Origin of the sequence: Pantoea sp. UBA5923 (assembly GCF_002431095.1) — a bacterium.
Lineage (GTDB): Bacteria > Pseudomonadota > Gammaproteobacteria > Enterobacterales > Enterobacteriaceae > Pantoea > Pantoea piersonii.
The window spans coordinates 1-20,202 of sequence record NZ_DJDN01000028.1 but is presented as its reverse complement, the minus strand read 5'-3'; the positions used below and the strand labels follow the sequence as shown (position 1 = coordinate 20,202).

The 20,202-nt window shown below is 56.2% G+C and carries 24 protein-coding genes and 3 tRNA genes; 14 read left to right on the top strand and 13 right to left on the bottom strand.

Translation table 11 applies throughout. The features are described 5' to 3' along the window. Window positions 1-2 precede the first annotated feature (2 nt). The gene (locus tag B3797_RS07215) at window positions 3-434 is read right to left on the bottom strand and encodes a MarR family transcriptional regulator (RefSeq protein ID WP_311781782.1); all 432 of its coding nucleotides are present in this window, start codon (window positions 432-434) and stop codon (window positions 3-5) included. A gap of 162 nt (window positions 435-596) precedes the next feature. Here B3797_RS07215 and B3797_RS07210 point away from each other — a divergent pair, with 162 nt between their 5' ends. From B3797_RS07210 to B3797_RS07195, 4 genes are all read left to right on the top strand, one after another. Beyond that, complete coding sequence (locus tag B3797_RS07210) at window positions 597-1,439, top strand: AraC family transcriptional regulator (RefSeq protein ID WP_311790738.1); 843 nt, start codon at window positions 597-599, stop codon at window positions 1,437-1,439. Window positions 1,440-1,480: 41 nt separating this feature from the next. After that, window positions 1,481-1,888 carry a DUF2000 domain-containing protein gene (locus B3797_RS07205; RefSeq protein WP_311781784.1) on the top strand — a complete coding sequence of 136 codons (408 nt, stop codon included), beginning with the start codon at window positions 1,481-1,483 and terminating at the stop codon, window positions 1,886-1,888. 374 nt (window positions 1,889-2,262) lie between these two features. Further along, the gene (locus tag B3797_RS07200; protein WP_311781785.1) at window positions 2,263-2,523 is read left to right on the top strand and encodes a biofilm/acid-resistance regulator YmgB/AriR; all 261 of its coding nucleotides are present in this window, start codon (window positions 2,263-2,265) and stop codon (window positions 2,521-2,523) included. 144 nt (window positions 2,524-2,667) lie between these two features. After that, the gene (locus tag B3797_RS07195) at window positions 2,668-4,173 is read left to right on the top strand and encodes a SulP family inorganic anion transporter (RefSeq protein WP_311790737.1); all 1,506 of its coding nucleotides are present in this window, start codon (window positions 2,668-2,670) and stop codon (window positions 4,171-4,173) included. Here the strand turns inward: B3797_RS07195 and B3797_RS07190 are convergent. Next, entirely contained in the window at window positions 4,143-4,421 is a 279-nt protein-coding gene (locus B3797_RS07190; RefSeq protein WP_414693042.1) for a DUF6404 family protein, read from the bottom strand. The genes B3797_RS07195 and B3797_RS07190 overlap by 31 nt on opposite strands. Before the next feature lie 231 nt (window positions 4,422-4,652). Here B3797_RS07190 and B3797_RS07185 point away from each other — a divergent pair, with 231 nt between their 5' ends. After that, a complete protein-coding gene (locus B3797_RS07185) occupies window positions 4,653-4,823 on the top strand; it encodes a hypothetical protein (RefSeq protein WP_311781788.1) in 171 nt (56 codons plus the stop codon). Window positions 4,824-4,948: 125 nt separating this feature from the next. Here B3797_RS07185 and B3797_RS07180 read toward each other — a convergent pair. From B3797_RS07180 to uvrY, 6 genes are all read right to left on the bottom strand, one after another. Beyond that, a tRNA-Leu gene (locus tag B3797_RS07180) sits at window positions 4,949-5,035 on the bottom strand. Window positions 5,036-5,046: 11 nt separating this feature from the next. Continuing rightward, window positions 5,047-5,120 (bottom strand) — tRNA-Cys (locus tag B3797_RS07175). A gap of 40 nt (window positions 5,121-5,160) precedes the next feature. Next, window positions 5,161-5,236, bottom strand: a tRNA-Gly gene (locus tag B3797_RS07170). Between the two features lie 152 nt (window positions 5,237-5,388). Then, a complete protein-coding gene (pgsA, locus tag B3797_RS07165) occupies window positions 5,389-5,937 on the bottom strand; it encodes a CDP-diacylglycerol--glycerol-3-phosphate 3-phosphatidyltransferase (protein ID WP_311781789.1) in 549 nt (182 codons plus the stop codon). Between the two features lie 68 nt (window positions 5,938-6,005). Then, on the bottom strand, window positions 6,006-7,838 hold the full coding sequence (gene uvrC / locus B3797_RS07160) for an excinuclease ABC subunit UvrC (protein ID WP_311781790.1): 1,833 nt from the start codon (window positions 7,836-7,838) through the stop codon (window positions 6,006-6,008). After that, window positions 7,831-8,490 (bottom strand): UvrY/SirA/GacA family response regulator transcription factor, encoded by a 660-nt coding sequence (gene uvrY / locus B3797_RS07155; protein WP_311781791.1) that lies wholly within the window; start codon window positions 8,488-8,490, stop codon window positions 7,831-7,833. The genes uvrC and uvrY overlap by 8 nt, the downstream gene beginning before the upstream one ends. A 420-nt stretch (window positions 8,491-8,910) precedes the next feature. On the opposite strand from uvrY, the gene B3797_RS07150 reads away from it, so the two are divergent. Further along, a complete protein-coding gene (locus B3797_RS07150) occupies window positions 8,911-9,135 on the top strand; it encodes a DUF2594 family protein (RefSeq protein ID WP_033751095.1) in 225 nt (74 codons plus the stop codon). Window positions 9,136-9,170: 35 nt separating this feature from the next. Here B3797_RS07150 and B3797_RS07145 read toward each other — a convergent pair whose 3' ends face one another. Together B3797_RS07145 and sdiA are read right to left on the bottom strand one after the other, a co-directional pair. After that, on the bottom strand, window positions 9,171-9,782 hold the full coding sequence (locus B3797_RS07145; RefSeq protein WP_311781792.1) for an autoinducer synthase: 612 nt from the start codon (window positions 9,780-9,782) through the stop codon (window positions 9,171-9,173). A 122-nt stretch (window positions 9,783-9,904) separates the two neighbouring features. After that, a complete protein-coding gene (sdiA, locus tag B3797_RS07140; protein ID WP_311781793.1) occupies window positions 9,905-10,627 on the bottom strand; it encodes a transcriptional regulator SdiA in 723 nt (240 codons plus the stop codon). A gap of 554 nt (window positions 10,628-11,181) precedes the next feature. Here sdiA and B3797_RS07135 point away from each other — a divergent pair. Next, window positions 11,182-11,856 carry a DUF4396 domain-containing protein gene (locus B3797_RS07135; RefSeq protein ID WP_311781794.1) on the top strand — a complete coding sequence of 225 codons (675 nt, stop codon included), beginning with the start codon at window positions 11,182-11,184 and terminating at the stop codon, window positions 11,854-11,856. 1 nt (window position 11,857) lies between these two features. Here the strand turns inward: B3797_RS07135 and B3797_RS07130 are convergent, their stop codons facing one another. Further along, the gene (locus B3797_RS07130; protein ID WP_311790736.1) at window positions 11,858-12,553 is read right to left on the bottom strand and encodes an extensin family protein; all 696 of its coding nucleotides are present in this window, start codon (window positions 12,551-12,553) and stop codon (window positions 11,858-11,860) included. Window positions 12,554-12,838: 285 nt separating this feature from the next. Between B3797_RS07130 and cycA the strand changes: the two genes are divergently transcribed. Then, window positions 12,839-14,233 carry a D-serine/D-alanine/glycine transporter gene (gene cycA / locus B3797_RS07125; protein ID WP_311790735.1) on the top strand — a complete coding sequence of 465 codons (1,395 nt, stop codon included), beginning with the start codon at window positions 12,839-12,841 and terminating at the stop codon, window positions 14,231-14,233. 71 nt (window positions 14,234-14,304) lie between these two features. On the opposite strand, the gene B3797_RS07120 is transcribed toward cycA, so the two are convergent. Both B3797_RS07120 and rutR read right to left on the bottom strand, forming a co-directional pair. Continuing rightward, complete coding sequence (locus B3797_RS07120) at window positions 14,305-15,279, bottom strand: metal-dependent hydrolase (RefSeq protein WP_311790734.1); 975 nt, start codon at window positions 15,277-15,279, stop codon at window positions 14,305-14,307. 69 nt (window positions 15,280-15,348) lie between these two features. Next, window positions 15,349-15,984, bottom strand: coding sequence for an HTH-type transcriptional regulator RutR (rutR, locus tag B3797_RS07115; RefSeq protein ID WP_311781797.1), 636 nt, complete (start codon window positions 15,982-15,984; stop codon window positions 15,349-15,351). Between the two features lie 286 nt (window positions 15,985-16,270). Here rutR and rutA point away from each other — a divergent pair, with 286 nt between their 5' ends. From rutA to B3797_RS07085, 6 genes are all read left to right on the top strand, one after another. Next, window positions 16,271-17,359 carry a pyrimidine utilization protein A gene (gene rutA / locus B3797_RS07110; RefSeq protein ID WP_311781798.1) on the top strand — a complete coding sequence of 363 codons (1,089 nt, stop codon included), beginning with the start codon at window positions 16,271-16,273 and terminating at the stop codon, window positions 17,357-17,359. Further along, window positions 17,359-18,078 carry a pyrimidine utilization protein B gene (gene rutB, locus B3797_RS07105; protein ID WP_269949194.1) on the top strand — a complete coding sequence of 240 codons (720 nt, stop codon included), beginning with the start codon at window positions 17,359-17,361 and terminating at the stop codon, window positions 18,076-18,078. The genes rutA and rutB overlap by 1 nt, the downstream gene beginning before the upstream one ends. A gap of 4 nt (window positions 18,079-18,082) precedes the next feature. After that, window positions 18,083-18,478 carry a pyrimidine utilization protein C gene (gene rutC / locus B3797_RS07100; protein WP_120451920.1) on the top strand — a complete coding sequence of 132 codons (396 nt, stop codon included), beginning with the start codon at window positions 18,083-18,085 and terminating at the stop codon, window positions 18,476-18,478. Beyond that, the gene (gene rutD, locus B3797_RS07095; protein WP_311790733.1) at window positions 18,478-19,281 is read left to right on the top strand and encodes a pyrimidine utilization protein D; all 804 of its coding nucleotides are present in this window, start codon (window positions 18,478-18,480) and stop codon (window positions 19,279-19,281) included. The genes rutC and rutD overlap by 1 nt, the downstream gene beginning before the upstream one ends. 10 nt (window positions 19,282-19,291) lie before the next feature. Beyond that, window positions 19,292-19,816 (top strand): NADH-dependent FMN reductase RutF, encoded by a 525-nt coding sequence (rutF, locus tag B3797_RS07090; RefSeq protein ID WP_311781802.1) that lies wholly within the window; start codon window positions 19,292-19,294, stop codon window positions 19,814-19,816. A gap of 42 nt (window positions 19,817-19,858) precedes the next feature. Then, window positions 19,859-20,202: solute carrier family 23 protein (locus B3797_RS07085; protein WP_311790732.1), on the top strand; the 344-nt coding region annotated here is incomplete at its 3' end.

Below are 20,202 nucleotides of genomic sequence, written 5' to 3'. Positions count from 1 at the left end.
TGTTACATATTTCCCATACGCGTCAGCAGCTGTTGCAGCACCCGCTCCGTCGTCGCCAGCTCCTGAGGATCGATATCACTGAGCAATTCGGCACGCAGCGCGTCTGCCTCATTTTTCACCAGGGCAAAAGCCTGATTGCCCTTCTCCGTCAGCACCAGATGCCGTTTGCGGCGATCTTCCGGCGGCTGTACGCGCGACAGCAACTCCTGCTTCACCAGCCGATCGATCAGTGGCACCATGCTGGCATCCTCCAGGCCGAGCAGCTGCGCAAGCTCCGTCTGGGTATAGGGCCGCGTTTCGCTGGCAATAAGGCCAATCGCCATCCAGCTGCTCATGCTCAGGCCGCTGTGTTTAAGGTGGCGATCCACGGCAAGTCGCCAGGCGTGCGCGGCTTGATAAAGCAAATGGGTAAAGGTGTTATAGTGGCGAGTCAAAGCGTAGCGACCTAATGGTTAGACTTCTAACTAAATGAGTGCGTTATTATACGCAGAGCAAATTGCTAATGAAAATAGCACATGTCGTTAAAAAATGACGCGTCTGTTGTCAGGCTTTTAAGACCCTGAAAATATCCAGACGGAGTAAAAGCGGAGTCAGCTATGCCCGATCGTAACAACAACTGGATAGATCTGCGTCGCGATCCCTCGCGCGGCATTGAGACGATCCGCGCGCATTTTACCGGGCACGCCTACGATCCCCACTGGCACGACAGCTATCTGATTGGCGTGACAGAGCAAGGCGTGCAGCAGTTTCACTCGCGCCGTAAACAGCATCAGAGTCGTCCCGGCACAGTGTTTATGCTGGAGCCGGAGGAGCTGCACGATGGCGACGCGGTGGATGCGCAGGGCTTTACCTATCGCATGCTCTATCTGTCGCCGCAGCAGCTCTCTCAGCAGCTGGCGCCGCTCGGCACCGACCAGGGCGGCGAGCTACACTTCGCCGCCACGCTGCGCGATGACAAGGCGCTCGCTTACGCCGTCTGGCACTGTTTTGACGCGCTGTGGCACGATCATCCTGAGCTGATCAAAGAAGCGACGCTGGACCGCTTATTTATGCAGCTGAGCCAGCATCCGTTATGGCGCAGCGAAACGCGTCCGGCGGACCGCGATCGCCAACTGGCGCAGCAGGCACGCGACTGGCTGATTGCCCATCATGCGCTGAATCCGGGCTTACAGGCGATGGCCGATGCGCTACAGGTGGATCGTTTCCGCCTTTCGCGCCTGTTCCAGGCGCAGTGGGGATTGCCGCCGCACGCCTGGCTGGTGCAGTGGCGCTTATCCCAGGCCCGTCACCAGCTGGCGGCAGGCCGCGCCGCCGCCGACGTCGCCGCGGACCTGGGCTTCGCCGATCAGAGCCATCTGGGTCGCTGGTTTAAACGCGCCTGCCATCTCACTCCGGCACGCTATCAGCAGGCGTGCACAAATCTTCCAGACGCAGGCTGAACGCCTGGTCACAATGCGCTTTTTCTGTCTGGAGAAGTGCTATGCAAGACCCTCGTTGCGTCATGATTTTGCAAAACGACCTCGCCCCGGGAAAAGCCGCTAACGCCGCTGCGGTGATCGCCCTCACGCTCGGCCAGCGTCATCCTGCGCTGGTCGGTGACCCGCTACAGGATGCGGACGCCAGCAGCTATCCCGGCCTGATCCCGCTCGGCATCCCTGTGCTGGCAGCCAGCCATGCGGAGATGGATGAGCTGCGCGCCCGCTGCGCGGAGATGGCGTGCGATCTGGTGCTCTTTCCTGAACAAGGCCAAACCACCACGGATTACGCGGCCTTTAGCGCGGCAATGCGTGAAATACCAGCGAAAGAGTGGCGGCTGCTCGGCCTGGCGCTGGTTGGCGAGAAACAATCGGTCCGAAAACTTACATCAAAGTTAAAACTTTTTAGCTAAAACCGGGCGGGAAAAAGAGCAGACTTTTTCCCGTTTACCGTTACAACCATTGCGTTGTACAAACATTTTGTACAGCTTTTCCTCATATCATATCTTTATATCTTTTTGATAAATAATGCATAGCACGAATTGTTCAAGTTTTTCCTTGTGCGTGTACACCTTCATTGTATAACTTTACCCCCCATGAATCGGATAACGATTCCGTAACGAATGATGCGTTTGCGTCGCCTCTGAAGGTGTCAGTGGATTTCCACCTTCAGAGGTCCTTTTTTGATGACACAGGGCCCTTTACATCTGTCCATGTAAGGGGGATTTTCATCGTAAATTGATCGGGTACCCGACCTGATCGTTGGGACTGTTTTTAGGACTGACACATGCAAAACGCTGTTCCCCAAACCGATAAAGAGATTGGTGATTACTTCAACGCAGCAGCCAGTAAAGCGGCCAGCGAGATGGAAATATTAGGCTTAGTGGTGGCTGAGATTTTACAGGCCGGCAAACCTGTCACTAATAAAGCGATCATCTCGAAACTGATCCATCGGCTGGAGCTGGAGTCAGATGTGGTGTCGCTCGACGTCTATCGCCAACTCCTTGAGCTGGTTGTGCATAAGACACCTGACGATCTGTCGGTGTAATGCTGATTCCATGGATGGAGTCATTGCGTTAGTTTTGTGATCGCTGGCAAATTTCCCTCTCAGACAGTACTCTCTCCTGCTTAATTTCTTCTGCGTTCTTCGCTTTCGCCGCGAGAACGGATTATTAAAAAGAGCCTGTAATCTATGAGCCAACCCAATGACGTTGCCGCGCCTCAAGCCGTGGACAACGACCTGACCGTGGGCCGCGTTTTGCGTTCCCCTGCCCTGCTCACCCGTGAGTGTCTTGCTGGCGTGATCACCGCGCTGGCGCTTATTCCTGAAGTGATCTCCTTTTCGGTTATTGCCGGTGTCGATCCGAAGGTCAGTCTGGTGGCGTCTGTGGTGCTGTGCCTGACGCTTTCGGTGCTGGGCGGACGCCCGGCGATGGTCACCGCCGCAGCCGGTTCGGTGGCGCTGGTGATCGGCCCGATGGTGCACGTGTACGGCGTGGCCTATATTCTGCCCGCCGTGGTGCTGGGCGGCCTGATCCAGATCCTGTTCGGGATCGCCGGCCTGGCGCGCATGATGCGCTATATTCCGCGCTCGGTCATGCTTGGCTTCGTCAACGCGCTGGGCGTCCTGATTTTCTTTGCGCAGGTGCCGCACGTCTGGGGACAAAATTCGCTGGTGTGGCTGCTGTTTGCCATCACGCTGGGGATTGTACTGCTGCTGCCGCACGTGCTGAAAAGCGTGCCCTCTCCGCTCATCGCTATCGTTGTCGTGACCGCCGTCGCGCTGCTGCTCGGCTGGCGCGTACCCAACGTAGGCGATGAAGGCCCTATGAGCGCAGGTTTGCCCGGTCTGAATGCGTTGCAGGTGCCTCTTAATATACAGACACTGCAAATTGTCTGGCCGACTGCGCTCAGCATCGCCTTTGTCGGCCTGATGGAGTCGCTGCTCACTGCCAAACTGGTGGACGATCTGACCGATACGCCCTCCAGCAAGCGCCGTGAGTCATGGGGTTTAGGCGTGGCCAACATTTTCGCCGCGTTCTACGGCGGTATCGCCGGTTGCGCGATGATCGGCCAGACTATCGTAAACGTCGAGCTGGGCAAGGCGCGCACGCGCGTCTCAACCGTCGTTGCCGGTCTGGTGCTGCTGCTGCTGGTAACCGGTCTGAGCGCGCTGATGGCGCAGATCCCGATGGTGGTGCTGGCAGGAATTATGATGGTGGTCGCCGTAAAGACCGTGAACTGGCACAGCCTTCAGCCCGCCACCCTCAAACGTATGCCCTGGTCAGAGACGCTGATAATGGCGCTAACGATTATAGTAACGGTGTGGACGGGCAACCTGGCGCTGGGCGTGCTGACGGGCGTTATTGTCGCCATCGTGCTATTCGCGCGCCGTATCGCTCACGTTATTCATGCCGAGCGCGAAGTCAGCCCCGACGGCAAATCGGTGTGCTATCGCGTGCGCGGCCCGCTTTTCTTCGCCAGCAGCAACGATCTGTTTGAACATTTCGACTACGGACATGACCCGAAACAGGTCACTATCGATCTGACCCATGCGCAAATATGGGATGCGTCATCGGTTGCCGCTCTTGACGGCATTGAATATCGCTATCAGCGCCACGGCGCGCAGGTAACGATTGTCGGTCTGGATACGCGCAGCAGCGATTTTCATCGCCGCCTGACCGGTAAGTTTGAGTAAGTAGCGGGAAAATAAGTAAACGATGCGGCGAATGCCGCATCGCTGTTAAAGCGGTTAGCCTGACGACGAGCCTTATAGCGCGCGACCATCGTCGTCATAGCCTGATAGATAACGCCTGCGTAGAGGCTTTTTACGATCGCCATCCCCGCCTCCATTCCCTCTTTTTGCCAGAAGCAGAACCACATAAACAGACCCCACAGCAGGGAAAACAGTAGACAGCCTTTAATAAACTTCACGACGCCCTGCATCTCGCATCCTTCTGTATCATCGCGACCCGTGTCGCGTTATTGAGGCGTGAAAGTATCGCATACCACACTGATTTGCACTCCGGGCAGCATCAGATGAGAGGCGGGTCAAAATTTTCCAGCCTGATGAGATTTAAGACTTTACGACTGGTGCGTTGGCGACAGCCTGCTACGCTTTAATTTCATTGCGTTTTTATACTTTCTTTTTCAATACCGGAGAATGAGGTGGCAACGATGAACAACGTGAAAAAAGGGATCTGCGTTACGCTGGCGGTGCTGGCGCTGGCGGGCTGTATGCACCGTAGCGATGCGATTAAATCGGATGGCCGTCCTCATGCGCCAAGCGGCCAGTCGTCGCCGGGCGGCACGCTGGGCTCAGGCCCTGTGGGACAGCCGCAGTCTTAACGATAAAACCCGGTTAACGCCGGGTTTTTTGTCTTACAGACAGGCACAAAAAAACCGCCCTGAAGGCGGTCACGACATTGCTTACTACTGCTTTATTTTAATTCGGAATTTTTAATCGGTAGAGATGGTGCCCGGGGCGGGACTTGAACCCGCACAGCCATACAGCCGAGGGATTTTAAATCCCTTGTGTCTACCGATTTCACCACCCGGGCAGGGTGTAAAGTGGAGGCGCGTCCCGGAGTCGAACCGAGGTGGACGGATTTGCAATCCGCTGCATGGCCACTCTGCCAACGCGCCTTTATCCGCTGTGCCGCCAGGTTATCCTGACCTGCAAAACTGGAGCGGGAAACGAGACTCGAACTCGCGACCCCGACCTTGGCAAGGTCGTGCTCTACCAACTGAGCTATTCCCGCATTGTTCAGCAATTTAACGGAACTTGCTGATTTTCTTTATCTTCTGGCAGCCTCGCTGCCGTTCGATGCGATGCATTCTACTGACCTGACGCACTGAGTCAACAGAATTATCCTCACAGTGCGTCCGTTTGCTGCTTTTTAAGTCGCTTCGATCAGCTATCGAGCAGATCGCCGCGCGCGGCGCTTAAATACTGAAACATTGACCAGAAAGTTAACACGGCGGCGATGTAAAGCGCCACCACGCCGACGGCGATAACCGTGGTATCGGGACGCCACAGCAGCGCGACCAGCGACAGCATCTGCGCCGTGGTTTTCACCTTGCCGATCCAGGAGACGGCGACGCTGCTTCGCTTGCCGATTTCCGCCATCCATTCGCGCAGCGCGGAAATAATGATTTCACGCGCGATCATGGTCGCAGCCGGTAAGGTAATCCACCAGGAGTGAAAATATTCCGCCACCAGAACCAGCGCAATCGCCACCATCACTTTATCGGCTACCGGATCGAGAAAGGCGCCGAAGCGCGTGGTTTGCTTCCAGCGGCGCGCAAGAAATCCGTCAAACCAGTCGGTCACGGCGGCAATGACAAAGATCAGCGCGGTGGCGAAAGGCGCCCAGTGAAAAGGCAGATAGAAAGCCAGCACGAAGAAAGGGATCAGGACGACTCGAAACAGGGTGAGACACGTCGGAATGTTAAGTTGCATATGCCGGTAACTGTCTGGAATGGGTAGAATTTCCCCTATGTTCCTACATTGCCTCACCTGTTTCAATGCTAGTGTTTTAGCGAATGATATATTTTTTCCGCCAGCGCGAATGAAATACCGGGCACATTGGCGATCTCTTCAACCGTGGCGTTCATCAACGGTTGCAGGCCCCCCATATACTTAAGCAGCTGCTGGCGACGTTTCGGGCCAATGCCTTCGATGCTCTCCAGCGCGCTGGTATTCTTTACTTTCGCCCGTTTTTTTCGGTGGCCCGAAATTGCATGATTGTGAGCGTCATCACGAATATGCTGGATCACATGCAGCGCTGGAGAGTCCGGCGGCAGAGAAACGCCCTCGCCTTCCGCCTCGAAGAACAGCGTTTCCAGTCCCGCTTTACGATCGCTGCCTTTCGCCACGCCCAGTAAAATCGGCCGGGACTTATCCCACTCCACCTCCAGCTCGGCAAAAACCTGCTTCGCCTGCGAAAGCTGTCCCTTGCCGCCGTCAATCAGAATGACATCAGGAATTTTATCCTCTTCCAGCGCCTTGCCGTAGCGGCGGCGCAGAACCTGATTCATCGCCGCGTAATCATCGCCAGGGGTAATGCCTTCGATGTTATAGCGGCGGTAGTCGCTGCGCAGCGGGCCGTTGGCGTCGAACACCACGCAGGATGCGATAGTCTGCTCCCCCATGGTGTGGCTGATATCGAAACACTCCATGCGGTTGATTTTGTCCAGCTCGAGAAACTGCGCCAGCGCCGCCAGCCGCTGCTGGATAGTAGAGTGCTGCGACAGCCGCGTGGTCAGCGCCGTCGCCGCATTGGTGCGCGCCAGCTTGAGGTAACGCGCACGATCGCCGCGCGGTTTGCTCTGGATCGTTACGCGGCGTCCCGCCAGCTCGCTCAGCGATGCGGAGAGCAGCTCGCGTTCCGGCAGGTTGAAGTCCAGCAGGATGTCGCCAGGCAGAGTGCGCGCTTCGCTGCCTTGCAGGTAAAACTGGCCGACAAAGGTCTGCACCACTTCCGCCAGCTCGGTATCCGCGGGGACTTTCGGGAAGTAGCTGCGGCTGCCCAGCACCTTGCCCTGACGAATAAAGAGTACGTGCAGACAGGCCATGCCCGCGTCGTAGGCTACGCCCATTACATCAAGATCGTCGCCCTGATTAGAGACAAACTGCTTCTCGGTGATACGGCGTACCGCCTGAATCTGATCGCGCAGACGCGCCGCCTCTTCAAACCGCAGCCCGATGCTCGCCTCTTCCATGCGTTTTACCAGCATGTTCAGCACCTGGTCATCTTTGCCGGACAGAAACAGCCGCACATATTCCGTCTGCTGCGCATACTCCTCTTCGCTCACCAGACCGGCGACACACGGCCCGAGGCAGCGTCCAATCTGATACTGCAAACAGGGTCTGGAGCGGTTGCGGTAAACGCTGTTTTCACACTGGCGAATCGGAAACACTTTCTGCATCAGCGCCAGGGTTTCGCGTACGGCGTAGCCGTTAGGGAACGGCCCGAAATATTCGCCCTTCGCGTGCTTCGCGCCGCGGTGATAGGCCAGACGCGGATGGGTATCGCCGCTGAGAAAGATAAACGGATAAGATTTATCATCACGCATCAGCACGTTATAGCGCGGCTGATAGAGCTTGATGTAGTTATGCTCCAGCAGCAATGCTTCCGTTTCGGTATGCGTGACGGTGACGTCTATATGATGGATGTTGCTGACCAGCACCTCAGTCTTTCGGCTGCCGACATGGCTGCGAAAGTAGCTGCTGAGGCGTTTTTTGAGATCTTTGGCTTTTCCTACATAGATCACGGTGTCCGAGGCATCGTACATGCGATACACGCCCGGCTGACTGGTCACCGTGCTGAGAAAGGCTTTGGCGTTGAAAACTTCACTCACTACTGATTAACGGCTCCGCATTGAACAGGCCATGTCGAATGGCCAGATGCGTTAACTCTACGTCACCGCTGATGTTCAGCTTGCTAAACATGCGATAACGGTAGCTGTTAACGGTTTTAGGACTGAGATTGAGCTGCTCGGAAATTTCCGTCACCTTTTGCCCTTTGGTGATCATCAGCATAATCTGCAATTCCCTTTCCGACAAACAGCTGAAGGGAGATTCCGCTTTTTGCGGCTCTATCTGGCTCAGCGCCATCTGCTGCGCGATATCCGAGGCGATATAGCGCTGGCCAGCATGTACGGAGCGAATGGCGCTCACGACTTCCTGCGGCGCGGCGCCTTTGCTCAGATAGCCCGCCGCGCCTGCCTGCATCACTCTGGCGGGCAGCGGATTTTCAGTGTGAACCGTCAGCATAATAATTTTGATATCGGGGTTGTAGCGGACGATTTTGCGCGTCGCTTCCAGCCCACCGATGCCCGGCATATTCATATCCATCAGGATCACGTCGACCTGGTTAGCCCGGCACCACTTTACCGCGTCCTCGCCGCAACAGACCTCTCCCGCAATCGTAAGACCTTTCATATCTTCCAGTATGCGTCTAATACCGGCGCGTACCAGTTCATGGTCATCAACAAGAAGAACACTGATCAACGGGGAGCACTCCGCTAGCTAAAGTGAGGAATAAATCTGATATTGAATGCGCGCATGATACCTGTTTTTCGTGGTAAAGAACATCAACCGGCCGAATGTTTGACCGTATTCCCTGATTTACATCAACGCTTTCCAGCCAGCGCAAAAATATGGCGACCGGATGAAATATGATCATTTATCTTTTTTATTTATATAGTTATTTCAATTACTTAAATTAAAAAGAAGTAAAATTTAAAATGCGCTTAAATGCGACGCGGCCACTCTGTGAAAATAATTCAACTCCTGCTTTAAATAATATCCTGTAGCGCAAGCAACAGCCGTTACGCTTCGCTTTCGCAGCCAAATAGCGCGCTGTGATATACTCATGGACGGCTGCGCGGAACATGCCGGCACGATCGATTAACCCCCAAGGAGAACACGATGAGCGATGAAGAATTTGTAACCTCGCACGACACGCTGAAGCTGGCCGATGAAGTAGCCTGTCTGAAAATGATGGTGACGCTGATTCTGAAAGGAATGGGCCAGGCGGATGCCGGTAAAGTGATTATTAATATGGAACGCTACGTGCAAACTCTGGGTGATAAGCCGCAGGCGGAAGTGTTCAGCAATACCATAAAACAGATTAAGACCGCGTATCGTCAGTGATGCGTTCGCCCCCGCGCCGAAGCGGGGGCGCGCTGTCAGGTGTGCGACTGCCAGTTGACGGAGACGCCGAGTGAGGGCAATACCTCTTCCGGGCTGAAGCGCCGCGTGCCGCGATACTTTTCCGCCAGCGCTGGCTGCACCACCGGGATACGAATGGCGAACAGATTGTCCTCCGACTGGATTAGACCGGGCGTCAGCGGCTCATAGGCGACCTGGTGCTCCTCAAACATCTTCTCCAGCATCGGCGTCGCCGAGCTAATCAAATACTCCATACCATTAAGTTCAGCGAGCTGTACGGCGTGCCATAGCAGGTTAAACGGCAGTTCCGCATCCAGTTCCAGCTTCGCCGAGAAGCGCGACATTTCCCACACTTTCTCATGGCTAAACGGCACCACCAGCCCTTCACTCTGGGCCGGCTCATGCCAGGGCATCAGTCGCGCGCAGCCGCTGATGCCGTCACGGGCGTTCCAGGCCAGCAGCCAGGTCACGTCTGAACGATCAAACCGATCGTACTCCTGGCCCGGCGTACTGAGACGAGGCGGGATCGACCAGCCTTCTCCACGCGCAAATACGCTATAACGGTAGCTGCCTAGTTCGGCCAGCAGAGAGGACGGCATATCCTTTAACTGGGTTTGAATTATCTTCATCATGCGCCCCTGACATCCTCATGTTTGCATTGATTTACGCTACGCCAGCCTGGCAAAGTCCCGGCGCAGGGTAGACAACTGCTTCCGGCAACGTAACTACTAAATTTAGTAGTTGCCTTTTTCTATATCAGTCCAATTGCCGCCGCATAACAGGCAATTTGAGTTTTATTGGAAACATTAAATCGCTTTTGCATATTCTTTTGGTGAAAATTCACCGTGTGTTGCGAGATTGCTAAAATAAGCGAAATTTCAGCCGACGTTTTCCCTTCTGCGGTCCATTTCAAAATCTCTAACTCGCGCTGACTGAAATCATTTTTTAGCACCATCAGCGTATCATCTGAAAAACGCTGAAGTGAACGCAAACTCAGTTCCGCCAGAAAGTGCAGTTTCACTTCCAGCTCGACGTGTTGATGTTGCGTCCGGCTTGCCAGACGGGATGCTATAGATAATATACCAATGGCGCGATTTGACGCCATGGCGGAACAGGAAAAACCGCTGTTCAGGCCATGCTCCTGCGCCTCTTTCCACAAATCACCGGCGTCGGTGAACAGGTCGTGCGTCCACTCTAAACCCCGACCGGGCTGCTGGCATAGCATTAAAACTGGATCGACGGCGTAATAGTTTTTTTCCTCATAGCGTTTAATCCAGGCTTTCGGGTAAGTGCTATGTAAAAAAATACGCGGCCGGGTAAAAGGCACAGGATGCTGAATCAAAAAGGAATAGCTATCGAAGCCTAAAGACTCCACCTGAGTCTGAATGAGCGTCTTCAATTCTTCGGTTGAAGTGATGGCCTGAAATTCTTTTTCCGTCTCTCGGCGCCAGACGAAATAATTGTCGTTAGTCATATTGCCTCGGCGTTATCCTCACGCTGATGCGTCTGGTTATTGAGATTGTTCATTTTAAAAAAATAAATTTATAAGAGAAAAAAGTTTTATTGAGAAAAAAACAGGTATGGAAGTAAAAACCACGTTACGTCCGGTTGTGCGTGTTTTACTTAAAACGTGTTTCCTGCGCTTCACGAAAGGTGATCCTATTCACAGCATTATAGCCGCCGGAAAAACAGAATAAGATTTTTCTTAATGAGATTCAATCTGCCTGACGACAATAAATTCTCATACATTGACCATCATTCAGCATGGCTATTAAGTGAAATTAGTTTACTAACGTAATTTATTTGTAAACATAGAGTTAAGCTATTCTAAAGCCAAAAAGCGAGACGGAGTAGAAATCTGTGCGCTTTTTGCCGCTCGGTTGATAAGCCGATCGTTTCTATGTAGGACGATCGGAGCTACGCTTAACAGCGGACTCTTTGCATAACCTTTACGTACGGCCGGCAGGCGTCTGGCAGCCTTCAGCCGTTTTGACGGATGCGCTTTAACTTTTGCAGGTGGGACACACTATGTTGAATCAGCTGGCATTACCCTTCCTGGTATTAGGAGGCTGTACCGCTCTGATGATCCTTAAAGATATTTTCCGCCATCCTCACCCTGTCGGAATAATGAACATTATCTGGCCGCTGACCGGTCTCTACATGCCCTTCATCGGCTGGCTGGCATGGTGGTATCTTGGCCGGAAACCCTCTCGTCAGCTTAAACTTGCGTTATTAGTGCCGCAAAAAATTCATCATTATGCGAGCTGGCCAACCATATTTATTTCGACTTCCCTTTCCGCTGCGGCCTGCATCTTTAGCGAACTGATGACACTTCCGATTATCACTTTGCTAAATCATTATCATTTCGCTACGCCGCTCTGGATGCAGGCAATTATTTGCCTTGCTATTTCTCTGATAAGCGGCCTTTTTTTACAATTTCTGGCGATTAAGCAGCGCGAGGTGCTTTCAGTGTGGCGCGCCCTGCTGTTAGCCTTTCGTACCGAGGCTTTTCCGCTGCTGGTTTATCAGGCGGGCATTTTCCTCTTTATGAGTCTGGCCCTGAAATTTGTGCTTAATCAGCAAATTGATCCTCTGCTGACAGCTTTCTGGTTTATGTTGCAGCTCGCTACGCTGACCGGATTTATATTTTCCTGGCCTGCCAATCATTTCCTGATTAAACGCGGCTTAAACCCGGCGGTCTAATTTACCGGCAGTATCCCGTTCCGCGCATGCCAAAATGAAAATGGCCGGCATGCGCGGCGTTATAATCCGGCCCCAGCACGTTGCCAAAATTATTACAGCCCCCCTGCCAGAAAAGATGCAGCAGAGCGGATTTATTCTCAGGCTGCGTCCAGTTTTTTCCTACCTCGACGCGTTCTCCATTGGCAAACTGAAAGCCGGTGACGTCCCAGGCGTCAGCAGTTGCATGCTCGCTTAACCGCCCCTCTTTACGGTGGTAAACGTTGCGGCAGGCATAGCTGCCGACATGGCTGATGCGCACCAGCGGCGAGGCGGATGCGTGCGCCAGACGCTGCTGGCTTTGCAGAATATACATGGTGCTGGCGACGGCCATCGGGCAGCTGGCGAGAAAGCTGCTGCTTAAGCTGACCCTGCCGAAACGCTGAATGCGCAGCGGATTTTGCAGCGGGCATGCGCCCGTCACGTCAGGACGCACGCTAAAGGTCACGCTTCCCGCGTGCTCAGCGCGTCGCATAACGTCAAGACATGCCTCAGGATTGCTCGCCAGCCGCTTGAGTTTATATCGCGTCATCCAGCCCGGCGGATCGGTGACCGCCAGCGGCGTAAAGGGATTGAACTGGGGCGGTAAATGCTGCTTCAGCCATGGCAGACTCCACCATCCGACGGCTATCAGCACCAGCAACAAAACGATTGCGCGCATTCTCCCTCTCGCAGCAGCTTGATTTAGAGAACAAAAGTGTAGAAGCTACGCGCCGGTTTAGCGCTGGCAATGGCGCTTTTCGTTTAAAACAGCAGCGTTGTGCCGCAAGTTTGTGCCGCGTAAAGATTTACTGACATGTTACTAAGACGTAAAGGTCGCATTTGTAACAAAAACAATTAGCGAGCTTTTGTCTTATTCCTCTATCTTATGCCAACTTGCCCTGCGGCAAGGAACCACAAACAGCCAGCAGAGCTGACACAACATCCAGACAGGAATAACGATTTTATGGTTGATCAAACAAAAGATACCGTTGCTGAGCAGGAGAACCCTGACAAGCTACGGCGCAATCTGCATAACCGTCACATCCAGCTTATCGCCATTGGCGGCGCTATCGGTACCGGATTGTTTATGGGCTCCGGCAAAACCATCAGTCTGGCGGGCCCGTCAATCATTTTCGTGTATATGATTATCGGCTTTATGCTGTTTTTTGTGATGCGCGCCATGGGAGAGCTGCTGCTCTCTAATCTGGAGTATAAATCTTTCAGCGATTTCGCCGCCGATCTGCTTGGCCCCTGGGCAGGCTACTTTACCGGCTGGACCTACTGGTTCTGTTGGGTCGTCACCGGCATTGCCGACGTGGTGGCGATATCCGCCTATTTCCAGCTCTGGTTCCCTGGCTTTTCCGTGTGGATGAGCGCCCTGCTGTGCGTCTTCGTTTTCCTCGCGCTTAATATCGCCACGGTGAAGATGTTCGGCGAGATGGAGTTCTGGTTCGCCATTATCAAGATCGTCGCCATTGTGGCGCTGATCGTAACCGGCATCGTGCTGGTTACCCTTCACTATCCTTCGCCGGGCGGCGGCACCGCCTCTCTGAGCAATATCTGGGATCACGGCGGCCTGTTCCCGAAAGGACTTAGCGGCTTTTTCGCCGGTTTCCAGATTGCGGTCTTCGCCTTCGTCGGCATTGAGCTGGTCGGTACGGCGGCTGCAGAGACGCACGATCCGCATAAGGTACTGCCGCGCGCCATTAACGCTATTCCGCTGCGCGTAATTATGTTTTATGTGCTGGCGCTGATGGTGATCATGGCGGTTACGCCCTGGACACAGGTGCTGGCGGATCGCAGTCCCTTTGTTGAGATGTTTGTGCTGATCGGGCTGCCTGCGGCGGCCAGCATCGTTAACTTTGTGGTGCTGACCTCGGCGGCCTCGTCTGCCAACAGCGGCATCTTCTCTACCAGCCGTATGCTGTACGGCCTGTCGCAGCAGGGCGTGGCGCATCGCGCTTTTGGTCAGCTTTCTGCGCGCGCGGTACCGACTGCCGGTCTGTTCTTCTCCTGTTTCTGTCTGCTGGCAGGCGTCGCGCTGATCTACCTGATCCCGGACGTGATGACGGTTTTCACTATGGTTACCACGGTTTCGGCGATCCTGTTTATGTTCGTCTGGACCATTATTCTTTGCAGCTATCTGGCCTACCGTAAAAAGTACCCGGAGCGCCATGCGGCGTCAGGCTTTAAGATGCCGCTGGGCAAGGTGATGTGCTGGGTGGTGATGGCGTTCTTTGTGTTCGTGCTGGTGCTGCTGACGCTGGAAGATGATACCCGTCAGGCGCTGATGGTCACGCCGCTGTGGTTTGTGATGCTTACCATGGGCTGGCTGCTGCGCCGTCGCGCCGCCCGTTAAAAGCGAGCGGCCCCGGTCGCCTGACCGGGGCCACTCGCTATAACACATGCAAAAGGGGGCTGGCTGTATGTTTACAGTCGTTCCCCCATCTTCCTGAAGCTCTGGCCCAGCGAGGGACGCGTGGAGGGCAACCGTTCAGGATGCGCGGCGGGCGACTGCGGCGTGCCGAGTCCAAAGGTAAAGGTATAGTTCTCCCCTTCCCCCATACGTAAATCTGCAATGGCGATTTGTCCTTGCTCTTCGCGCATCGCATAAAAACCGTGACTGAACCAGGCGACGCGCTCCGCATACCAGCTGCCCTTCAGCTGCGCGAACAGCGCCATATGACGCGCATGCCAGCTTATTCGCAGCGGCCGGGTCGGCGATAGCAGCGACCAGTAGGCTTCACCATAGCGATCGCCGTCAATAATGACAGTGCGCCATACCAGCGTATTAAAGGCGGTAGGCGTCACCAGCACCTGCTCATCTGGAAGGTGCTGCTGCGCCAGCGACTGTTTAATCTGCCAGCCTGCTATGCCCTGAATCGCCATGCTCCATGCCAGATAGAGCGTGCTTAGCGTGAGTCCGGCCCTGTTCCAGCGCACACCGTGTGCGCCGCCGCGCCACAGCGCCGCCCCCAGACAGATAAGCAGCGGTAGCGTATAGAGCGGATCGACAATGTAAATGCTGCCGACGGCATAGGGGTGATCGGTGAGCGGCAGGCCCAGCTGTGTGCCGTAAACCGTCATCAGATCCAGTAGCGGATGGGTAATCAGCGCCAGCCAGATCGCCAGCCACCACTGCTGCCAGCCTGGCCCGCGACGGAAAATGCCTGCAATAAGCCAGGCGAGCAGCGGCGACGCCAGCGTCAGCCACAGCAGCGCATGGCTTTCGGTGCGGTGCAATGTCATATTGCGGATGGCATCGCCGTGATCAATAAACACATCAAGGTCGGGCAAGGTGCCGCCCACCGCCCCCACCGCCGCCGCCTGCCAGAGCGGCACCCGCCGCCCCATCGCCGCGACGCTGACCGACGCGCCCAACAGCAGTTGTGAAACAGAATCCATAAGTTACTCCGTGGCAAAAACATGTCGCCAGCCGGACGCAGAGGCGGGAATAAGGTTAAACGAGAAACATCAGCGCACGCGGATCCCTTCGATGATCATGCGCTGCACGTTTTCGACCGTTTCATCGAAAAACTGCGGATCGCGCAGCGTCTGACCGGTAATCGCCTCGACCTGACTGGCGAAATCCGCATAGTGCTGCGTCGTGGCCCACAGCATAAAAAAGAGGTGCTGCGGCTGAACCCCAGCCAGTCGACCTTCGTTAATCCAGCGCTCTACGATCGCCGCTTTATCATCCACCAGCTGTTTAAGATCGCCCGCCAGTTCGCCTTTTAGCAGCGGCGCGCCCTGCAACATCTCCAGGCAGAACAGGCGCGACGCCTGCGGATGGTCGCGCGATACCTCAAGCTTGAGGCGAATATAGCGGCGAATAGCGCTGAGCGGATCCATATCGTGCTGCAGCGCACGCAGCGGCGCCAGCCAGACGTCGAGGATCTCTTTCAGCACCGCGACGTAGAGCGTTTCTTTCGAGGGATAATAGTAGAGCAGATTGGTTTTTGAGACGTCGGCACGCTCGGCAACCTGATCCAGACGCGTGCCATGAATACCAAACTGAGAGAAAAGCGCCAGCGCGGCATCCAGAATGGCGGCGCGTTTCGCAGCGGTGGCGCGCGAACGTCGCGTCGGTTTTTTTTCATCGGATTTCACAGCGTTACCTCATTCCTTAAGCGTAGAGGCATGATAGCAAAGCCGTTCCGGCCTGCCCAATTCAGCGACTGCACCTTTTTTGCCCAGCGTGCCTGCAAAACGTGCAGTGCTTTTTGACCATCTGGTCCATCTTTTTTCACCCTTCTTGATTAACTCTTTGTTAAAGAAAACTTTTCTTTTTGTGGCACAACCTTTGCAAATTTGTCAGCAAGCGCCGCCATCAGGGATGAAGCAGGATGCCGCGCAGCGCAACAAACCGTTTAACTACCGGCAAAGAGGGTTTGATATGAAGATTGGCGTTTTCATTCCGATTGGTAACAACGGCTGGCTGATTTCCACCCACGCCCCGCAGTACAAACCGACCTTCGAACTGAACAAGGCGATCGTACAAAAGGCGGAGCGCTACCACTTCGACTTTGCGCTTTCGATGATCAAGCTGCGCGGCTTCGGCGGCAAAACCGAGTTCTGGGATCACAACCTTGAATCCTTCACCCTGATGGCTGGCCTGGCCGCCGTCACGTCGCGTATTGAAATCTATGCAACCGCCGCCACGCTGACGCTGCCGCCCGCCATCGTGGCGCGCATGGCGTCAACTATCGACTCGATCTCCGGCGGCCGCTTCGGGGTCAACCTGGTGACCGGCTGGCAGAAACCGGAATATGAGCAGATGGGCCTCTGGCCGGGTGATGACTACTTTAGCCGCCGCTACGACTACCTGACCGAATATGTCACCGTGTTGCGCGATCTCTGGGGCAGCGGCCAGTCCGATTTCAAAGGTGAGTTCTTCACCATGAACGACTGCCGCGTCAGTCCGCAGCCGCAGAAGCCGATGAAGGTGATCTGCGCGGGTCAAAGCGACGCGGGCATGGCGTTTTCTGCGCAGCATGCCGACTACAACTTCTGCTTCGGCAAGGGCGTCAATACGCCAGCCGCCTTCGCCCCAACCGCCGCGCGCATGAAGCAGGCGGCGGACAAGGCGGGTCGCGACGTCGGCTCCTACGTGCTGTTTATGATTATCGCCGCCGAGAGCGACGAGGCGGCGCGCGCAAAATGGGAGCATTACAAAGCTGGCGCCGACGACGAAGCGCTCGCCTGGCTAACCACGCAAAGCCAGCAGGATAAGCGCTCCGGCAGCGACACCAACGTGCGGCAAATGGCCGATCCTACCTCCGCCGTCAATATCAATATGGGCACGCTGGTCGGCTCCTACGCCAGCGTGGCGCGCATGCTGGATGAGGTGGCACAGGTTGAAGGCGCGCAGGGCGTGCTGCTCACCTTTGATGACTTCCTGCAGGGGATTGAGGATTTCGGCCAGCATATTCAGCCGCTGATGCAGTGCCGCAGCCAGATTAACGACAACAGAGAGGTCGCCTGATGAGTACCGTTTACTGCGCCCATACCCAGACCTTGCCGCAGGTTGAACTGCCCGCTCGCCCGGAAGCGATCGCCTTTCCGCCCGCGCAAAGCGCGCTGATCGTGGTGGATATGCAAAACGCCTACGCCACGCCTGGCGGCTATCTCGACCTGGCGGGTTTCGACGTCTCCGCCACCGCGCCGGTTACAGAAAAGATCGCGCAGGCCGTTGCCGCCGCGCGCGCGGCAGGCGTGCAGATTATCTGGTTCCAGAACGGCTGGGACCCGCACTATATCGAGGCGGGTGACGCCGGTTCGCCCAACTTCCATAAATCTAACGCGCTGAAAACCATGCGTAAACGGCCTGAGCTACAGGGCACGCTGCTGGCGAAGGGCAGCTGGGATTATGCGCTGGTGGATGCGCTACAGCCGCAGCCGGGCGACATTGTGCTGCCGAAACCGCGCTACAGCGGCTTTTTCAATACGCCGCTCGACAGCATCCTGCGCAGCCGCGGCATTCGTCATCTGATTTTTACCGGCATCGCGACCAATGTCTGCGTGGAGTCAACGCTGCGCGACGGTTTTTTCCTTGAATATTTCGGCGTGGTGCTGGAAGACGCGACTTACCAGGCGGGCCCGCCCTTCGCCCAGCAGGCGGCGATTTTCAATATCGAAACCTTTTTTGGCTGGGTCACCAGCGTAGACGCCTTCTGCGAAAGCCTGCAGGGCCATAAGGAGTAACGCGATGCCGAAATCTGTCATTATTCCGCCGGGCACCGCCGCGCCGATCGCCCCTTTTGTCCCGGGCACGCTGGCTGACGGCGTGGTGTATGTCTCCGGTACCCTGCCGTTCGACAAAGAGAACAACGTCGTCCATATCGGCGACGCCGCCGCGCAGACGCGTCACGTACTAGAAACGATTAAAAATGTAATAGAAACCGCGGGCGGCACGCTTGAGGATGTCACCTTCAACTCTATTTTTCTCACCGACTGGCGTGACTACGCCGCTATTAATCAGGTTTATGCCGACTATTTCGCTGGCGACAAACCCGCACGCTTCTGCATCCAGTGCGGACTGGTAAAACCCGATGCGCTGGTAGAGATCGCCAGCGTAGCGCATATCGGTCAGCGGGAGGCGTGATGCATCTGGAGATAGTAGGACGTCAGGACTCAGCGGCACCGACGCTGGTGCTCGCATCGGGCTTAGGCGGCGTAGCGGGTTTCTGGCAGCCGCAGCTGGCGGCGCTGAGCGCGCGCTATCGCCTGGTGCTCTACGACCAGCGCGGCACCGGGCGCAGCGCAGAGGCGCTGCCGCTCGACTACGCCATGGCGATGATGGCGACCGAGCTGGCGGCTGCGCTGGCGCGGCGCGGCATTGCGCGCTTTGGCGTGATTGGTCATGCGCTGGGCGGTCTGGTGGGCCTGCAGCTGGCGCTGGATTACCCGGAGCAGGTGGAGCGCGTGGCGGTGATCAACGGCTGGCTACGGCTGCATCCCCATACGCGGCGCTGCTTTCAGGTGCGGCAGGATCTGCTGCTCAAGGTCGGCGTTGAGGCCTTTGCGCGCGCGCAGCCGCTGTTTCTCTATCCGGCGGAGTGGATGGCGCAGCATCAGCAGCGTCTCGCCGAGGAGGAGGCGGCGCATATCGCTCATTTTCAGGGACGCGACAACCTGCTGCGTCGTCTGGAAGCCCTGATGGGTGCCGACTTCACGCCGCTGGCCGCGCGCATCCAGCAGCCGGTGCTGGCGATCTGTAGTCAGGATGACATGCTGGTGCCCTGGAGCTGCAGCACGCAGCTGGCCGATGCGCTGCCCAACGCGCAGCAGATTACGATGGCCTGGGGCGGGCATGCGATGAGCGTGACCGATGCCGAAAGCTTTAATACGCTGCTGCTGCAGTGGCTTAACCAGAGCGAGGCCGCGCCGTCGCGCGCCGCCAGCTGAGGAGACGTTAATGAGCACCCTTTCTCTTATGCCAGACGCCGTTGCGGTAGAAAAACAGGCGTTTCGCGACGCGATGGCGCGCCTTGGCGCCGCCGTCAATATCATCACCACCGATGGCCCGGCCGGTCGCGCTGGATTCACCGCTTCGGCAGTATGCAGCGTGACCGATACGCCGCCGACGCTGCTGGTCTGTCTCAATCGTTCGGCCTCGGTATGGTCGGTGTTCGACGCCAACCGCCAGCTTTGCGTCAATACCCTGGCGGCGGGTCAGGAAGCGCTTTCCAGCCTGTTTGGCGGTAAAACACCCGTGGCGGAGCGCTTTCAGGCGGCGCAGTGGCGTGACGGCGTGACCGGCTCACCGATGCTCGAAGGCGCGCTGATCTCTTTCGACTGTCGCATCAGTGAAATTACCCGCGTCGGCACGCATGACGTGCTGTTTTGCGAGGTGCTGGCGCTAAGTCGCAGCGACGAAGCGCATGGGCTGGCCTGGTTCGATCGCGGCTATTGTCCGCTGCTGCGGCAGGATGCCCGCTAATCCGCCTTGCGCGGCACAATCCCTCACTTTCTGGAGATAACGATGGCAAGCTCCTGGTTTCCTCAATGGCGTAAAAAGACAGCGCTAACGGACGGCGGGCTTATCGCCCCGGATGAGACGCTGCCGTTTGGACAAACGGTCATCCTCGGGCTGCAGCATGCGGTGGCGATGTTCGGCGCGACCGTACTGATGCCGCTGCTGATGGGCCTCGATCCCAATCTGTCGATTCTGGTGTCAGGCATCGGCACGCTGCTCTTTTTTGTGGTAACCGGCGGACGCGTGCCCAGCTACCTCGGCTCCAGCGCGGCCTTTGTCGGCGTGGTGATCGCCGTGACCGGCTTTAATGGTCAGGGACTCAATCCGCATCTCAGCGTCGCGCTCGGCGG

Excerpts from the sequence above, each read along its gene's own strand:
- rutC (WP_120451920.1), top strand. The coding sequence starts at position 18,083 with ATGCCGAAATCTGTCATTATTCCGCCGGGCACCGCCGCGCCGATCGCC.
- B3797_RS07120 (WP_311790734.1), bottom strand. The coding sequence starts at position 15,279 with ATGGATTCTGTTTCACAACTGCTGTTGGGCGCGTCGGTCAGCGTCGCG.
- rutB (WP_269949194.1), top strand. The coding sequence starts at position 17,359 with ATGAGTACCGTTTACTGCGCCCATACCCAGACCTTGCCGCAGGTTGAA.
- pgsA (WP_311781789.1), bottom strand. The coding sequence starts at position 5,937 with ATGCAACTTAACATTCCGACGTGTCTCACCCTGTTTCGAGTCGTCCTG.
- B3797_RS07145 (WP_311781792.1), bottom strand. The coding sequence starts at position 9,782 with ATGAAGATAATTCAAACCCAGTTAAAGGATATGCCGTCCTCTCTGCTG.
- B3797_RS07200 (WP_311781785.1), top strand. The coding sequence starts at position 2,263 with ATGCAAAACGCTGTTCCCCAAACCGATAAAGAGATTGGTGATTACTTC.
- B3797_RS07210 (WP_311790738.1), top strand. The coding sequence starts at position 597 with ATGCCCGATCGTAACAACAACTGGATAGATCTGCGTCGCGATCCCTCG.
- cycA (WP_311790735.1), top strand. The coding sequence starts at position 12,839 with ATGGTTGATCAAACAAAAGATACCGTTGCTGAGCAGGAGAACCCTGAC.
- B3797_RS07195 (WP_311790737.1), top strand. The coding sequence starts at position 2,668 with ATGAGCCAACCCAATGACGTTGCCGCGCCTCAAGCCGTGGACAACGAC.
- B3797_RS07205 (WP_311781784.1), top strand. The coding sequence starts at position 1,481 with ATGCAAGACCCTCGTTGCGTCATGATTTTGCAAAACGACCTCGCCCCG.
- B3797_RS07135 (WP_311781794.1), top strand. The coding sequence starts at position 11,182 with ATGTTGAATCAGCTGGCATTACCCTTCCTGGTATTAGGAGGCTGTACC.
- rutF (WP_311781802.1), top strand. The coding sequence starts at position 19,292 with ATGAGCACCCTTTCTCTTATGCCAGACGCCGTTGCGGTAGAAAAACAG.
- B3797_RS07150 (WP_033751095.1), top strand. The coding sequence starts at position 8,911 with ATGAGCGATGAAGAATTTGTAACCTCGCACGACACGCTGAAGCTGGCC.
- B3797_RS07185 (WP_311781788.1), top strand. The coding sequence starts at position 4,653 with ATGAACAACGTGAAAAAAGGGATCTGCGTTACGCTGGCGGTGCTGGCG.
- rutA (WP_311781798.1), top strand. The coding sequence starts at position 16,271 with ATGAAGATTGGCGTTTTCATTCCGATTGGTAACAACGGCTGGCTGATT.
- sdiA (WP_311781793.1), bottom strand. The coding sequence starts at position 10,627 with ATGACTAACGACAATTATTTCGTCTGGCGCCGAGAGACGGAAAAAGAA.
- B3797_RS07130 (WP_311790736.1), bottom strand. The coding sequence starts at position 12,553 with ATGCGCGCAATCGTTTTGTTGCTGGTGCTGATAGCCGTCGGATGGTGG.
- B3797_RS07190 (WP_414693042.1), bottom strand. The coding sequence starts at position 4,421 with ATGCAGGGCGTCGTGAAGTTTATTAAAGGCTGTCTACTGTTTTCCCTG.
- rutD (WP_311790733.1), top strand. The coding sequence starts at position 18,478 with ATGCATCTGGAGATAGTAGGACGTCAGGACTCAGCGGCACCGACGCTG.